Annotated in this window: 14 protein-coding genes; 7 read left to right on the top strand and 7 right to left on the bottom strand. The window is 69.3% G+C overall.

All coding sequences use genetic code 11. The features are described from left to right. The first annotated feature begins 82 nt into the window (after positions 1 to 82). Positions 83 to 703: a TrmH family RNA methyltransferase gene (locus tag V2S05_RS08880; RefSeq protein WP_413634807.1), complete on the top strand. Its 621-nt coding sequence runs from the start codon at positions 83 to 85 to the stop codon at positions 701 to 703. Between the two features lie 101 nt (positions 704 to 804). Further along, positions 805 to 2,520, top strand: coding sequence for an acyl-CoA dehydrogenase (locus V2S05_RS08875; protein WP_413634806.1), 1,716 nt, complete (start codon positions 805 to 807; stop codon positions 2,518 to 2,520). A gap of 112 nt (positions 2,521 to 2,632) precedes the next feature. Here V2S05_RS08875 and V2S05_RS08870 read toward each other — a convergent pair whose 3' ends face one another. Together V2S05_RS08870 and V2S05_RS08865 are read right to left on the bottom strand one after the other, a co-directional pair. Beyond that, a complete protein-coding gene (locus V2S05_RS08870; protein ID WP_413634805.1) occupies positions 2,633 to 3,553 on the bottom strand; it encodes a hypothetical protein in 921 nt (306 codons plus the stop codon). Next, a complete protein-coding gene (locus tag V2S05_RS08865) occupies positions 3,550 to 4,884 on the bottom strand; it encodes an MATE family efflux transporter (protein WP_413634804.1) in 1,335 nt (444 codons plus the stop codon). The genes V2S05_RS08870 and V2S05_RS08865 overlap by 4 nt, the downstream gene beginning before the upstream one ends. A gap of 143 nt (positions 4,885 to 5,027) precedes the next feature. Here V2S05_RS08865 and V2S05_RS08860 point away from each other — a divergent pair, with 143 nt between their 5' ends. Next, positions 5,028 to 5,588: a DUF1992 domain-containing protein gene (locus V2S05_RS08860; RefSeq protein WP_413634803.1), complete on the top strand. Its 561-nt coding sequence runs from the start codon at positions 5,028 to 5,030 to the stop codon at positions 5,586 to 5,588. 3 nt (positions 5,589 to 5,591) lie between these two features. Here V2S05_RS08860 and V2S05_RS08855 read toward each other — a convergent pair whose 3' ends face one another. Further along, positions 5,592 to 6,041: a hypothetical protein gene (locus tag V2S05_RS08855; protein ID WP_413634802.1), complete on the bottom strand. Its 450-nt coding sequence runs from the start codon at positions 6,039 to 6,041 to the stop codon at positions 5,592 to 5,594. A gap of 107 nt (positions 6,042 to 6,148) precedes the next feature. Between V2S05_RS08855 and V2S05_RS08850 the strand changes: the two genes are divergently transcribed. Together V2S05_RS08850 and V2S05_RS08845 are read left to right on the top strand one after the other, a co-directional pair. Further along, positions 6,149 to 8,113: a M13 family metallopeptidase gene (locus V2S05_RS08850; RefSeq protein WP_413634801.1), complete on the top strand. Its 1,965-nt coding sequence runs from the start codon at positions 6,149 to 6,151 to the stop codon at positions 8,111 to 8,113. 116 nt (positions 8,114 to 8,229) lie between these two features. Beyond that, complete coding sequence (locus V2S05_RS08845) at positions 8,230 to 9,162, top strand: serine hydrolase (RefSeq protein ID WP_413634800.1); 933 nt, start codon at positions 8,230 to 8,232, stop codon at positions 9,160 to 9,162. Between the two features lie 24 nt (positions 9,163 to 9,186). Here V2S05_RS08845 and V2S05_RS08840 read toward each other — a convergent pair whose 3' ends face one another. From V2S05_RS08840 to V2S05_RS08830, 3 genes are read right to left on the bottom strand one after another with little or no spacing between them, the layout of a single operon-like run. Further along, the gene (locus V2S05_RS08840; RefSeq protein ID WP_413634799.1) at positions 9,187 to 10,629 is read right to left on the bottom strand and encodes an MFS transporter; all 1,443 of its coding nucleotides are present in this window, start codon (positions 10,627 to 10,629) and stop codon (positions 9,187 to 9,189) included. 45 nt (positions 10,630 to 10,674) lie between these two features. Beyond that, positions 10,675 to 12,144: a peptide MFS transporter gene (locus V2S05_RS08835; protein WP_413634798.1), complete on the bottom strand. Its 1,470-nt coding sequence runs from the start codon at positions 12,142 to 12,144 to the stop codon at positions 10,675 to 10,677. A gap of 42 nt (positions 12,145 to 12,186) precedes the next feature. Then, positions 12,187 to 12,975 (bottom strand): TspO/MBR family protein, encoded by a 789-nt coding sequence (locus V2S05_RS08830; protein ID WP_413634797.1) that lies wholly within the window; start codon positions 12,973 to 12,975, stop codon positions 12,187 to 12,189. A 106-nt stretch (positions 12,976 to 13,081) separates the two neighbouring features. Between V2S05_RS08830 and V2S05_RS08825 the strand changes: the two genes are divergently transcribed. Beyond that, positions 13,082 to 13,771 (top strand): GNAT family N-acetyltransferase, encoded by a 690-nt coding sequence (locus V2S05_RS08825; protein ID WP_413635260.1) that lies wholly within the window; start codon positions 13,082 to 13,084, stop codon positions 13,769 to 13,771. 45 nt (positions 13,772 to 13,816) lie between these two features. Here the strand turns inward: V2S05_RS08825 and V2S05_RS08820 are convergent, their stop codons facing one another. Beyond that, positions 13,817 to 14,236, bottom strand: coding sequence for a VOC family protein (locus V2S05_RS08820; protein WP_413634796.1), 420 nt, complete (start codon positions 14,234 to 14,236; stop codon positions 13,817 to 13,819). Between the two features lie 110 nt (positions 14,237 to 14,346). Here V2S05_RS08820 and V2S05_RS08815 point away from each other — a divergent pair, with 110 nt between their 5' ends. After that, positions 14,347 to 15,732, top strand: a complete 1,386-nt coding sequence (locus V2S05_RS08815; protein ID WP_413634795.1) for a glycine--tRNA ligase — start codon at positions 14,347 to 14,349, stop codon at positions 15,730 to 15,732.

The following is a 15,732-nucleotide window of genomic DNA, read 5'->3' as shown; positions in this document are numbered from 1 at the left end:
TCAATTGGCGACGGCCGCGGCCCCAGACCGGCAAGGCGAGCGATTCGAACGCGGGGGTGGGGGCGCGGTTAGGCTGGGGACGATGGACGAGACCGGGTCAGAGACGCAGCCGGGATACGGCGTCGGCCCGTGGCCGGGCGAGTGGCCGACCGACGAGCACTACGACCCCGAGCTGCTCGCCCACGGCGACACCCGCAACGTCATCGACCGGTACCGGTACTGGCGGATGGATGCCATCGTCGCCGACCTCGACACGCATCGGCATCCGTTCCACGTTGCGATCGAGAACTGGCAGCACGACATGAACATCGGCTCGATCGTGCGCAGCGCCAACGCGTTCCTCGCCGACACCGTGCACATCATCGGCCGCCGTCGCTGGAACAAGCGCGGTGCGATGGTGACCGACCGGTACCAGCACGTCGTGCACCACCCCGACGTCGAGTCGTTCACCGCGTGGGCGACGGGGGAGGGCATCCCGATCGTCGCTGTCGACAACGTCGGTTCAGCCGTGCCCGTCGATCGCGCCGACCTGCCCGAGCGCTGCGTGCTGCTGTTCGGACAGGAGGGGCCGGGGCTCTCGGATGAGGCACTGGCGGCTGCCTCGGCGCACATCGAGATCACGCAGTACGGGTCCACCCGCTCGATCAACGCGAGCGCCGCCGCGGCTGTCGTGATGTACGAGTGGTGCCGGCGTCACGCCTGAGTGCATGCTCGCCCGTCGAGGCCGTCCTGAGAGCGCCCCGGTACCACTGAGACGCAGTCTCGCGTAGGATGGGCCTGAGTCTCACGCGAATGGAGTGCAGCATGGCATCCGACTACGTCGCCCCGGTCGACGACTACCGCTTCCTCTTCGGCGAGGCCTTCGGCCTCGACCTGCCGGCGCGCTCGACCGGCGGAGCGTTCACCGCCGAGGACGCGACCGAGATCATCGCCGGGGCCGGCGAGTTCGCGGCGTCCGTCCTGGCGCCGCTCGAGACCAGCGGCGATCGCGAGGGCGCGCGCCTCGAAGACGGGCAGGTTCGACTTCCCGCCGGGTTCGCCGAGGCCTACCAGGCATTCGTTGAGGCCGGCTGGGTGAGCGCCGAGGCGCCGGAATCGGCCGGCGGCGACGGGCTCCCCGGATCGATCCGTGCGGGACTGGGCGAGATCTGGAACGGCTCCAACGCGGCGTTCGCGCTGTGCTGGCTGCTGACCGCGGGTCAGATCCATGCGCTGGATGCCGCGGCATCCGACGAGCTGCGCCAGACCTACCTCACCAAGCTCGTCTCGGGTGAGTGGACAGGGACGATGAACCTCACCGAGCCCGACGCCGGCACCGACCTCGGCGCGATCCGCACGATCGCGACGCCGCGATCCGACGGGTCGTGGGGCGTCAGCGGACAGAAGATCTTCATCACCTGGGGCGACCACGACGTCGCCGAGAACATCGTGCACCTCGTGCTCGCGCGCACGCCCGACGCCCCGGCCGGCGCCAAGGGGCTGTCGCTGTTCGTCGTGCCGAAGTTCCTGCCAGACGCCTCGGGCGCCCCCGGTGAGCGGAACGCTGTCACCACGGTCGCGCTCGAGCACAAGCTCGGCATCCACGGCAGCCCGACCTGCGTGCTCGCCTACGAGGATGCCACCGGCTACCTCGTCGGCGAGGTGGGCGGCGGGCTCGCGGGCATGTTCGTGATGATGAACTCGGCTCGTGCGGGCATGGGCTTCCAGGCCACGGGCATCTCCGACCGCGCCTACCAGCAGGCCGTCGCGTACACGAACGACCGTCGCCAGGGCGCGGTGCTCGACCGCCCGGCGGGTGCGCCGATCGCCGAGCATCCCGACGTGCGTCGTCTGCTGCTGTCGATGCAGAGCCGTCTGTTCGCCATGCGCGCGCTCGGCGTGTACGTGGGCGACCTGTTCGACCGCGCCGATGCCGACGGCACCCGGGCGCTCGCCGAGTTCTTCGTGCCGATTCTGAAGGGGTGGGCGACGGAGGACGCCGTGGCGCTGACCAGCGACGCCATCCAGGTGCACGGTGGCATGGGCTTCATCGAGGAGACCGGAGTCGCGCAGCACTATCGCGATGCGCGCATCATGCCGATCTACGAGGGCACCACGGCCATCCAGTCCAACGACCTGATCGGCCGTAAGGTGATCCGCGACGGCGGCGCGACCGCTGCGGCGCTGTTCTCGCTCATCGGCGAGAACGTCGAGACGCTGCGGGGGCTGGAGCACGAGGTTGCCGCGCGCACGGCCGATCGCCTCGAGCGGGCGGTCGATGCGGCTCGCCGCGCCACGGCGTCGCTGCTCGGCTTCGGCATGACGCGCGACGCGTTCGGCGTCAGCGTGCCGTACCTGATGCTGCTCGGAACCCTCGCCGGCGGCTGGATGCACGGCCTGGCGGTCGCTGCTGTGCTGGCGCACGCGACTCCGGACGCCGCAGACGCCGCGCGCCTGGTGTCGGCCGACTTCTACGGCGCCCACCACCTGCCGCGCGTGCACATGCTCGCCGAGACGGTCGCGGCGGGTGAGGTCGCCTGACCGCACTCGGCGTCTTCGCCGACACCCCAGTCATCACCGAGCCCCATGGCTGTGCACGTCCGCAGCCCGGGGCCTCGGCGGCAGGTAGGGGTGTCGGTGAGAGGACGCGGGCTCAGCCGATGCGGCCGGAAATCTCGATGTCCTCCGCGACGCGGACGCGCAGGTCGTGCACGCGCAGCGTGCGGCTCGCGCCGTCGGCGGCCGCCTCGGCGTTGAGATCGAGCCGCCGACCCTCGGCCTCGCGCAGCTCTTCGCGCATGAGGCGCAGGGCCAGGGCGATCAGCGGATTGCGGCTGCTCAAGCGCACGGTCTTCACGGCGATGATCGCATCGCGGGCGACGTGCAACTCTACGTGGGCGCGCACGGTCGCGTAGAAGACCTTCCACCGCACCGCAGCCACCGCGTCGATCGTGACGTTCTGATCGTCGTCCGCGGTGACATCCGTGTCGAGGCGGCGCAGCCGCATGCCCGATTCCTTCATCAGGGGGCGTGCGACCGACTCGATCATCGGACCCAGGTCATCGGCGCGCATGCGCACGGAGAAGGCGCCGCTCGGGGCGCCGGAGTCGTCGGCATCCGCGATCCCGAATGCCGTCGCCGGTCGGTCCGCGCGAACGGGCGTCTCGTAGCGAGCCCAGTCGAAGGCGACGTTCTGCAGGGTCGCGTCGATGCGGATGTCATATCCCTGGATGCTTGCCGGGTCGGCGGTGATTCGGGCGAAGCGCAACGCTCCGGGGATGCGGTCGAGGATGGCCGGCTCGGTCTCCGCCTTCGCCTGCGGCTCAGGAGTCGCACCGTTCCCGGGCTTCATCTTCAGTTTCACGCCAGTGGCGTCGATGAGCAGGTGGGTGATCTCGGCGCCGTCGAGGTCGACTGTGGTGCGGACGTCGTCGAAGCCACTGATGCGCATGTCCGCGCTGCTCGCGATCTCGGCGAAGAGCTCGTCGCGCAGGCGGCGTTCGACGGTCGCGGAGTCGCCGGGCCAGGCATCCGGAACCCAGCTCTTGTCGTCGTGTCGGTTCCAGGGCCTCATGCTCCCACCTTCGTCCATGCGTCGGTGCGCACCCGCCAGCCGAGGGTGCCGAGACGCGCGAGCAGGTACACGCCGAAGAACGCGACGGCGAGCCAGACGAGTCCGGCGGCGCCGGCGACACCGGTGGCGGCGATGATCCACAGCGCGGGCAGAAACGGCACGAGGTTCAGCACACCCGCGATCGCGAGGTAGCGGGCGTCGTTCGCGCCCATGAGCACGCCGTCGAGCACGAACACGATCCCCGCGACCGGCTGCGCGACCGCGAGCACGAGGAACGCGGGCTGCACGAGCGCACCGATCTCGGCATCCCCCGTGAAGACGACGCCGATCACACCCGACAGGGCGGCGATGGCGGCGCCGACGATCACTCCGAACCACGCTCCCCACGCCACCGTGCGGCGCAGCACGCGGTGCACCTGCGCGAGATCGCCCGACCCGAGACCCCTGCCGATCATCGCCTGCGCGGCGATGGCGAGGGCGTCGAGGGCGAACGCGGCGGTCGAGAAGATGGTGAAGGCGATCTGCCAGCCGGCGAGCTCGCGCGTGCCGAGGCCCGTCGCGACGGCCACGGTGGCGAGCAGCGCGACGCGCAGACTGACGGTGCGCAGGAACAGCCATCCGCCCGAGCGGGCGGTGCCCCGGATGCCGCTGCGCTGCGCCTTCATCGACGCGCCGTGCCTGAGCGCGAGGCGGCGGATGACGACGACGTAGGCGGCGACCATGCCCCACTGCGCGGTGACGGTGCCGAAGGCGGAGCCGGCGATGCCCCAGCCGAATCCGTAGATGAAGATCCAGTTCAGCAGGGCGTTGGCACCGAAGCCGAGGCCGGCGATCCACAGCGGGGTCATGGTGTCCTGCATCCCCCGCAGCAGCCCGGTGGCGGCGAAGACGATGAGCATCGCCGGCAGGCCCCACATCGAGATGGTGAGGTACGTCTGCGCCTCGGTGGAGACCGCGTCGGATGCCCCGAATGCGGCGACCAGCGCCGGGCTCGCCAGTGCCCCGACAGCGGCGAGCACGGCACCCAGCCCCAGGGCGAGCCACATGCCGTCGATGCCGACCGAGACGGCATCGCCGGGGCGGCCGGCTCCGTACCGGCGTGCGACGGCGGGTGTGGTGGAGTACGCGAGGAAGATCATCAGCCCGACGATCGTCTGCAGGACCGCGCTGGCGATGCCGAGGCCCGCGAGTGGTGAGGTGCCGAGGTGGCCGACCATCACCGAGTCGAGGATGAGGAATGCCGGCTCGGCGACGAGGGCGCCGAGGGCGGGCACGGCGAGTCGCAGGATCTCGCGGTTGAGCGCGGGGGACGGGGATGCGGTGGATGCCACCTCACGAGCCTAGGCCGTGGCGCCGACACAGCACGCGGGGGCACGCTCGCTCGTGCACGCTCAGGCGATGCCTCCGCGATGCGCCGAGAATCCGTGCCGCGTCGCCGACAGCCGCGTACCCTGGATCGCACGGAGGTGCCGCCATGTCCGACGCGATGAGCAACGCCGCCCACTACCGCGCGCGCCGCGATGCCGGTGACAGCACGGACGCCGACTCCGAGAACGACGCGCCGATGGTGCTCAACGCGCAGAACAAGGCGGAGTTCGTCGAGACCGCGATCCAGCTCGCGATCCGTCGCGGCGAGTTCGACGATCTGCCCGGCGCCGGCAAGCCGCTCGAGGGACTCGGCACGCATCACGACCCGGATTGGTGGATCCGCCGCAAGATCGAGAACGAAAACCTGTCGGGGCTGGGACCGCCCGCCCTCATGCTGCGCGTCGAGGACCGCGGGCTCGACGGCGAACTCGACCAAATCGGCCGCGAGGACGACGTGCGCGGCGTGCTCGAGGACTTCAACCGCCGCGTGATCGAGGCTCGCCGCCAGTTGCGCGGCGGGCCGCCGGTCGTCACGCGGCCGCGCGACGTCGAGGCCGAGGTGGCGGCATGGCGAGAGCGCCGCGCGACGCGGCAGGCGGATGCCCGTGCCGAGAGCCCGCCTGAGGCCGGAGTCTCCGGCCGTCGGGGGTGGTGGCGGCGTCGCTGAGCGTCAGCCGATGACGGTGATCTGCTCGGGCGAGCGTGCCTCGATCTGCACGAAGTCCTCGTGCGGACGGATCTCGCCGGACACGCAGATCTCCCTCTGGTCGTACTCGAGCGCCGGATCGAACGGGAACGCGCTGCGATGGTCGTCGAAGATGACCGCGGTGAACCCGGTCGTGTCGGGGTAGTCGCGTCCGAGGTTGAGGAACGTCGGCTGGCCCGCACTCCTTGTCGCCGTGAAGGTGCTGACGACCGCGCCGCAGACAGTGGCGGTGCGGCCGATGTTCGCTCGTGCCTCAGACCAGTCGAGCGCACCGTCCGGTCGTTCGGGCGGTGCGGCCTGCTCGACGTCGGATTCGATCGCCGCGGATCCCGAAGGCGCATCTGCAGCCACGGGCACGGTGCACGCGCACAGCGGCAGAGCGAACAGGAGGATCGCGAGGAGGCGGAGCTTCACAATCTGTGAGAGTAGCGGGGTTCCGTCCCCTTCTCGGCGCGTGAATCGCCGTCACACATCCCGGCCCCGGCAGCCGGGTCTGTCGGTGGCCGGATTAGGCTGGGCGCATGACTGACGTTCTGCCCTCCGGCCTTGCCATCAGCGAGTTCAGCTCCGACATCCGTCCGCAGGACGACCTCTACCGCCACGTCAACGGCGCGTGGCTCGAGGCCGCCGAGATCCCCTCCGACAAGGCGCGCTGGGGGTCGTTCCACATGCTGGCCGAGCAGGCCGAGAAGGACGTCCGCGAGATCATCGTCGAATCGCAGGATGCCGCTGAGGGAACCCTCGAGCGCAAGGTCGGCGACCTGTTCCGCAGCTTCATGGACACCGACCGCATCGCCGAGCTCGGCCTCGCCCCGCTGCAATCCGAGCTGGCGAAGGTCGACGCGATCGACGGCATCCCGTCGTTCCTGCGCACCGTCGGCGCGTTCGACCGCGAGGGCATCGCCGCACTGATCGGCGTCTTCATCGAGCCCGATCCCGGCAACCCTGAGCGCTACGTCCCGTTCGCCGTGCAGGCCGGGCTCTCGCTGCCAGACGAGAGCTACTACCGTCTCGACAACTTCACGGGCACCCGCGCTGCGTATCGCGAGCACCTCGAGCGCCTGCTGAACCTCGCGGCGATCGCCGACGCCGCCGAACAGGCCGACCGCGCCTTCGGTCTCGAGCACGAGATCGCGGGCCACCACTGGGACAACGTCGCCTCCCGCGACGCGGTGAAGACGTACAACCTGAAGACGTGGGACGAGTTCCAGGCGCTGGCCGGGGTAGACCTGACGCCGTGGCGGGATGCCGTGGCCCCTGCCAACCCGAGCGCATTCGACGAGCTCGTCGTCTACCAGCCCAGCTTCTTCGAGGGGCTCGGCACGCTGCTCGTCGAGGAGCGCCTCGAAGACTGGAAGGCCTGGCTGCGCGCCAAGGTCGTGCACGGTCTTGCGGCCTACCTCACCGACGACTTCGTCGACGAGAACTTCTCGTTCTACGGCACCGAGCTCACGGGCACGCCGTCGATCCGCGAGCGCTGGAAGCGCGGGGTATCCCTCGTCGAGGGCTCGCTGGGCGACGCCGTGGGTCGCATCTACGTCGAGCGGCACTTCCCGGCAGAGTCCAAGGCCGCCATGGACGAGCTCGTCGCGAACCTCATTGAGGCGTACCGGCAGAGCATCCAGAAGCTGGACTGGATGAGCCCCGAGACGCGGGAGAAGGCGCTCGCCAAGCTCGACACGTTCCGCCCGAAGATCGGCCACCCGGATGTGTGGCGCGACTACGACGGAGTCGACATCGACCCCGGCGACCTCATCGGCAACGCCCGCCGCGCAACGGTCTTCGAGCACGATCGTCAGGTATCGAAGGTCGGCAAGCCGATCGACCGGGACGAGTGGTTCATGCCGCCGCAGATGGTGAACGCCTACTACAACCCGCTGATGAACGAGATCGTCTTCCCCGCGGCGATCCTGCAGTACCCGTTCTTCGATCCGAAGCGCGACGCGGCAGCGAACTACGGCGGCATCGGTGCGGTGATCGGTCACGAGATCGGGCACGGCTTCGACGATCAGGGCAGCCGCTACGACGGCGACGGCCGGCTGCAGGACTGGTGGACGGATGCCGATCGCGAAGCGTTCGAAGAGCGCACCAAGGCGCTCATCGCCCAATACGACGCCCTCGTGCCGCTCGGCCTGAGCGAAGAGAACCGCGTCAACGGAGCGCTGACCATCGGTGAGAACATCGGCGACCTCGGCGGTCTCGGCATCGCGCTGAAGGCGTACGAGCTCTCGCTCGGCGGCGAGGAGGCGCCCGTGATCGACGGATACACCGGCATCCAGCGCCTGCTGCTGTCATGGGCGCAGGTCTGGCAGCAGAAGAGCCGCGAGGCCGAGACGATCCGCCTGCTCACGATCGATCCGCACTCTCCTAACGAGTTCCGCTGCAACCAGATCCTCAGCAACATCGATGCGTTCTACGAGGCGTTCGATGTGAACGACGGCGACCGGCTGCACCTTCCGGCCGAGCAGCGGGTCACCATCTGGTGAGGCCTGGTTGCGCGCTCAGCGCGCGGGGCTAGGATGACGGCGGCATACGGGGATTCGCGAGAGCAGCGGATCCTCGCAGCCGTCGCCTCCGCTTCTCCCTGTTAGGACAACCGCGCGTGGTTTCGTCGTCCGCATCCGGCTCCGAGTCGCCTTCCGGCGCGCCCGCGGCTCGTCGACGCGGGGCTCGCGGCGGCCGACGCATCCCGCGGCGCGCGGCCGCCGGACGTCGCTCGTTCGCATCGAGCCTGCGCCGTCTCGAAGAGGTGGCGCAGAGCGGAGCGCAGGTCTCGGTGCACGTCGTCGAACTCGACGCGGGTCGCGTCGTGCTGAGTGGCGACGACCACGTGCCGCTGCCGATCGCGGGTTTGGGACTGGTGCCCGTGCTGGTCGAGACCGCGGCGGGCTTCGCGTCGCGCGTGCTCGACCCGCTGCAGATCATCGATCGGCCGGACGAGTTCGTGGCGGGCTCAGGGCTGTGGCGACACCTTCGGGTGCCGGCTCTGCCGCTCGTCGATCTGGCCGTGCTGGCCGCGGCTGCCGGAGATCCGAACGCAGCCAACGCGCTGCTCGACGCCGTCGGCCACGAGCGGGTGCAGGCCCGGATGGTGGCGCTCGGGATGCCGCGCAGCGCCGTGCTCGATCTGTTCCGCGACGTGCGCGGTCCCGACGACGCCCCGCACGTCGCCGTGGGAACGACGCGCGAGTTCGCCCGACTGTTCGCGGCACTCGTCGACTCGCGCACCATGGACGCCACCGTCAGCGCCCAGGTCGCCGAGTGGCTCAGCCTGAATCAGGACCTGAGCCTCGTGGCATCCGCCACCGGACTCGACCCGTTCGCGCACGACGACGACGCCCACGGGTTGCTCTTCATCAACAAGACCGGTCGTGATCGCGGCGTGCGCGCTGAGGCGGGCGTGCTGGCAGGGCCTCGTGCCGGAGTCGCGTATGCGCTCACGATCTGCTTCGACGACCTGTCGATCAGCCATCGACTGCGCGCTCACGACGCGTTCCGGGTGCTCGGCACCGACCTCATGGAGTACACGCACTGACGCCGAGGTCAGGTGCTGCGCGGGTCAGCCGGGCAGCGACGGATGCGCTTCCGCGGCCGGATGCTTCGGGATCAGGAAGGTCAGCGCGAAGCCGATCGCGCCGGCGACGATCGACAGCCAGAAGCACACCTCGAAGGCCTCACGGGTGGGGATCGCCCGCCCATCGACCTCGATGCTCATCGCGGCGAGGACCGCGCCCATCACTGCCGATGCGGTGGAGGTGCCGACCGAGCGGAACAGGGCGTTCAGCCCGTTCGATGCGCCCGTCTCGTGCGCGGGGACGGCGCGCATGATGATCATCGGCATGGCGGCGAAGGCGAATCCGATGCCGATGCCGATGAGCACGTTCGCGACAACGAAATGCCAGATCTCGGTCGACCAGATCAGCACGAACGCATATGACAGCACGATCGCGGCCGTTCCCACGGTGAAGAGCGGGCGCGGCCCGACGGTTCGCTCCAGCCATCCCGACAGCGGCGAGATGATCATCATCATGACCCCCGAGACGGCGACGATCATCGCGGCGGTGAACATGTCCAGGCCCAGCCCCGACCCGGTCTCGCGCGGCAGCTCGAGCATCTGGGGGAACGTGACGTTCGACGAGAAAAGCGCGAAGCCCATGCCGATCGCGGCGATGTTCGTGAAGAGCACCGCCGGTCGTGCTGCGACGCGCAGGTCGAGCAGAGGCTCCTTCGTCTTGAGCTGATACCAGCCCCATATGGCGAGCACCATGATGCCGGCGATCAGGCAGGCCAGCGCGAGGGGAGAGGTCCAGCCCCACTCCGCTCCGCGCGAAACGTACAGCAGCAAGCCGGTGAGGCCGGCGGCGAGGCCCAGCGCCCCGATGATGTCGAGGCGTCCGGGCGCGAGCAGCACGTCATCCGGAATCACGAGCGCCACCAGCACCAGCCCGACGACGCCGAGGGCGGCGGCGAGCCAGAACAGCCCGTGCCAGTCGGCGTTCTCGGCGACGAACGCCGCGACGGGCATCCCGACCGCCCCGCCGACACCCATGGTCGCGCTCATCAGGGCGACCGCGGTGCCGAGCCGTTGCGGCGGCAGCACGTCGCGCATGATGGCGATGCCCAACGGCACCACCCCGGTCGTCGCGCCCTGCAGAGCCCGACCGATGATCACACCGACGATCGACGATGACAGTGCGGCCACCACCGAGCCGATCGCGAGCAGCGCGAGCAGGGCGATCACGACACGGCGCTTGCCGTACATGTCGCCGAGCCGCCCGGATATCGGCGTCGCGACCGCGGCGACCAGCAGCGTGATCGTGACCACCCAGCTGGTGTCCTCGCGCGAGGCGTTCAGCAGGCTGGGCAGTTCGGCCTGCAGCGGCACGACGAGGGTGAACATGAACGCCGAGCACAGGCCCGCGAAGGCCAGCACCGCGATGATCGCCCCGCGGGGAGAGGTGCGGGAGAGCCGCTTTCTCGCCCTGTCATCCGCACCGCCCACCGAAGAAGGCTACCGGCTCGCACAGACACCCGGACCGGATGCCGGTCAGCTGACGCCCTTCATGAGCTTCAGCACCGGCTTCACCGACACGAACAGCCCGACGCCGACCGCGATGGCGATCAGGCCGAGAACGGTGAAGTAGGGCACCTCGTTCGCCGGATCGTAGAACTGCACGAGCCATCCCGAGATCGCCGTGCCCAGCGAGATCGAGAGGAAGAACAGCGCCACCATCTGGGTTTTGAACCGCGCGGGTGCGAGCTTGGTCGCCGCCGAGAGGCCGATGGGCGACAGCAGCAGCTCGGCGACGGTGAAGACGAACAGGATGCCGACGATCGCCAGCAGCGGGGTCGAGCCTTCGCCGCCGTTCGCGAACGGCAGGAACAGCAGGAAGGCACCGCCCATGAGCGCGGTGCCCAGGGCGAACTTCACCGGGGTCGACGGCTGCCGGGTGCCGAGGCGGGTCCACAGCGCGGCGAAGACCCCCGAGAAGATGATGATGAACACCGGGTTGATCGACTGCACCCACGACACCGGCATCTCCAGCCCGAAGATCGAGCGGTCGAGGCGCTTGTCGCTGTACACCGTCAGCACGGTGAACTGCTGCTGGTAGAGCGACCAGAAGGCCACGCTCGTGATGAACAGCGGAACGAATGCCCACACCCGCGAGCGCTCTGTGGCATTGACGTGCCGGCTCGCGAGGATCACCGCGAAATAGGCGACCGTCGCTCCCAGAGCGCACAGGATCACGATGCCCGCGAGATTGTCGGCGCGGATCACGCCGGTGAGCACGAGCACGGCGATCACGACGATGGCGCCGACTGCGATGCCGCCGAACAGCGGGTAGCGGCTGCGGGGGAGAGGATTCGGCACCTCGTGTGCGGCGGCCGGCAGCTCCTTGCGGCCGAAGCTGTACTGGATGAGGCCGGCGGTCATGCCGACCGCGGCGAGCCCGAAGCCCCAGTGGAATCCGACCGACTTCTGCAGCAGGCCGGTGAGCAGCGGACCGAAGAACGAGCCGAGGTTGATGCCGAGGTAGAAGAGCGAGAACCCGGCATCGCGCCGGGTGTCGTCCTCCGAGTACAGTGTGCCGACGACCGCCGTCGCGTTCGCCTTCAGTCCGCCGGAGCCGAGGGCGACGAGCACCAGGCCGACCGCCACCCCGGCGATGCCGGGGATGAGCGCCAGCGCCAGGTGCCCCGCGACGATCACGATCGCACTGCCGAACAGCACGCGCTCCGAGCCGAACAGGCGGTCGGCGAGCCACGCCCCCAGAATGGTCGAGAGATAGACCGAGCCGCCGTAAGCGCCCACGATGCCGCCGGCGACCGCCTCGTCGAGTCCCAGCCCGCCCTTGGTGACGCTGAAGTACAGGTAGATCAGCAGGATGCCCTGCATGCCGTAGAAGCTGAACCGCTCCCACATCTCGACGCCGAACAGGTGGGCCAGGGCCCGTGGCTGACCGAGGAACTGCTTCTGGGGCGAGCTGCTGTCGGTCGCGGATTCTGGGGAAGGCATCCACCCAGATTACGCTCGCGCCGGTTCGGGCACCGGGGCTCCTCAGCGCACTGTGCGCCGTGCTCGCAGCAGTCCTACCATTCCGGAGACGAGGATCGCCGCGGCCACGACCAGAGCAGTGACCCCGATCGGCGTGCTCTCCGGCTCGCCGCTCAGCCGTCCGATCGCCGCCCACACCAGACCCCACGAGGTGGCCAGAGCGGGAGCGAGGCGGCGAGTGACGAGTGCGCTCGCCGCACCGATGACGGCGACCACGACGAGGACGCCGATGCCCCAGGCATCCGCCTGCTCGGCCAGATCGGCGGGAAGCGTCTGCGTCAGCCATGCTGCGGTGTTCGCGACCGTCGCGATCGTCACCCAGCCGAAGTGCAGGCCCTGCACGCCGTCGAACAGGGTCAGCTCGAGCGGTCCGGATGGCCGGTCGCGGCCGAGCAGGACGATGATGCGCGCCAGCACGGCGAGCAGCGCGGCGATGACGATCACGGTGGCCACGAGGTTCAGGTAGCGGGCGGTCACCAGCCAGAGGCCGTTGAGCACCATCGAACCCGCCACCCACCAGCCGACCGTGCGCTGGCGGATGCTGTCGCGCTGAGCGGGCAGGGCCTGCCAGATCGTGTACGCCGCGAGACCGAGGTAGATGACCGACCAGATCGCGAACGCCGGCCCCGCCGGGGCGAGGTACGAGCCCTCAGCCGACAGCGCTCCGTTCTGCAGCTCCGCCACCGACTCTCCGCCGAATGCGCCACCGCCGACGGCCGCTCCGATCAGCATGAACACCGCCGCGGCGATGACGGTCGTCTGCCTCACGATGTCGCGTCCGGTGCTGTTCATGGCCACGACCATAGTCGTCGTAGGCGAGCAGCTCGCCAGGGTTGACAAGTCCGAGGGCGGCGGCGACGCCTTCCCGGCCCGTCGAGCGCCCCGGTACGCTGGCATCGTGCGCACGATTCGAGATCTCGACACCGTTGAACTGATCATCGACGCCCAGGAACTGCTGGACTCGATCCGTGGCGAGAACCGCGTCATCGACGCCGGCACCCTGCGGGCCCTGCAGCACTCGGGCAACTACGTCGTCGGGCTCTTCGACGACAGCGAGGGCGAGGAGCGCATGGTGGGCGCATCGATCGCCTTCTTCGGTGAGCCCGCACGGCGCACCATGCACTCGCACATCACCGCGCTGCTGCCCGAGTATCGGGGACGCGGCTGGGGGCGCGAGCTCAAGGAGCACCAGCGGCAGTGGGCGTTCTCGCGGGAGGTCGGGCGCATCACCTGGACCTACGATCCGCTCGTCGCCCGCAACGCGCACTTCTTCCTCACTGTGCTCGGAGCGCGGGTCAGCGGCTACTCGGTGAACCGCTACGGCATCTTCGGCGGCGGTGACGCGGGAGATGAGAGCGACCGGCTCGACGTGGAGTGGGCGCTGGCCGACATCGCCAAGCCGCCGGCATCCGACGCCGTGGTCGCCACTCTCGAGATCCCCTCCGACGTCGAGGCGATGCGGGTCAGCGATCCCGACGCCGCACACGAATGGCGTCTGCGCCTGCGTGGCGGGATGGAGGAGCTGCTGGGCCGGGGGCTGCGCATCGCCGGCTTCGACGACGAGCGCGGCTACCTGTTCACCGAGTAGGCCTCGCCACCTCGAGCCCGCCTTCTCTCGACGTCGGGGAAGGATTCAAGCAGAGGCGGGCGGCAGCACGAAGGCGCCGGTCTCGCCCGGGTTGACCGCGACCTCCCAGCGGAACCCGTCTGGGTCGCAGAAGTAGCCCGAGTACCCGCCCCATTCGCGCCTGATGGCTTGCGAGACGGTGGCGCCGAGCGCCGCCGCTTCGGCCAGCACCGCGTCGACCTCGGCCTCGGTGGCGAGGTTGTGCGCGAGCGTGATCGGTGGGATTCCGGATGCCGGCGCCTGCCCGATCTCGGCGGCGAAGCCGTCGACGCTCCACAGCGACAGGATGACGCGGTCGGCGACAGGGAGCATGATCACCTCGTCGCCCTCGAAGATTGGGCGCCACCCCAGACCGTCGACGTAGAACGCCCTCGTCCTGACGACATCGGCCACTGCGAGGGTGATGAAGCTCACGCGCTGATCCATGGTCTCAGAATGGCACCGGCCGCAGACATGCCGGAAGAGCGGCGCGGGTAGGATTGGGATGCCCGTGTTCACGGGCTCCTCACCCGCAGCATCCGACCATTGGAGCCACCGTGGCCGAACAGTCCCGTCTTGACAAGGTCATCGCCCTCGCCCGCCATCGCGGGTTCGTGTTCCAGGCGGGTGAGATCTACGGCGGTTCGCGTTCGGCATGGGACTACGGCCCTCTCGGAACCGAGCTGAAGGAGAACATCCGCCGGCAGTGGTGGCAGACGTTCGTGCGCGGCCGCGGCGACATGGTGGGCCTCGACTCGTCGATCATCCTGCCCAAGCGCGTGTGGGAGGCGTCGGGTCACGTCGCCACCTTCAGCGACCCGCTGGTCGAGTGCCTGCAGTGCCACAAGCGGCACCGCGAAGACCATCTCGTCGAGGCGTTCGTTGCGAAGAAGGGTCGTCAGCCCGAGAACGGCATGGCCGACATCGTCTGCCCCGACTGCGGCACGCGCGGCAAGTGGACCGAGCCGAAGTCCTTCTCGGGTCTGGTCAAGACGTACCTCGGCGTCGTCGACGACGAGTCGGGCCTGCACTACATGCGTCCCGAGACGGCGCAGGGCATCTTCGTGAACTTCTCGAACGTGCTCACCGCCTCGCGCAAGAAGCCGCCCTTCGGCATCGGTCAGGTCGGCAAGGCATTCCGCAACGAGATCACCCCGGGCAACTTCATCTTCCGCACCCGCGAGTTCGAGCAGATGGAGATCGAGTACTTCGTGCCGCCGGCTGAGGCGAATGAGTGGTTCGAGCACTGGGTCGAAGCGTGCTGGAACTGGTTCATCGACCTCGGCATCGACGCCGACAACATCCGCCGGTTCGACGTGCCCGAAGACGACCGCGCTCACTACTCCGCCGGCACCATCGACGTCGAGTACCGCTTCGGCTTCCAGGGCTCGGAGTGGGGCGAGCTGATGGGTGTCGCGAACCGCACCGACTACGACCTCTCCAGCCACTCCGAGGCCTCCGGTCAGTCGCTGACCTACTTCGACCAGGCATCCGGAGAGCGCTACACGCCCTACGTGATCGAGCCGTCCTTCGGCCTCACCCGAGCGATGATGGCGTTCCTCGTCGACGCGTACGAGGAGGAGGAGGTGCCGAACGCCAAGGGCGGCACCGACACCCGCACGGTACTCAAGCTCGACCCCCGCCTGGCGCCCGTCAAGGTCGCCGTGCTGCCGCTGTCGCGCAACGAGCGTCTGTCGCCGCTGGCGCGCGAAGTTGCCGACACCCTGCGCGGCAACTGGACCGTCGACTTCGATGACGCCGGCGCCATCGGCCGCCGCTACCGGCGTCAGGACGAGATCGGCACCCCGTTCTGCGTCACCGTCGACTTCGACTCGCTCGATGACAACGCCGTGACGGTTCGCGACCGCGACACCATGGGTCAGGAGCGCGTGCCGCTGCAGAACCTCGAGGCGTACCTCGCGGAGCGCCTGCGCGGCGCCTGA

Origin of the sequence: Microbacterium sp. OR16 (assembly GCF_047306725.1) — a bacterium.
In the GTDB taxonomy this organism is placed as follows: domain Bacteria; phylum Actinomycetota; class Actinomycetes; order Actinomycetales; family Microbacteriaceae; genus Microbacterium.
This window is presented reverse-complemented; position numbering and strand designations above follow the sequence as displayed.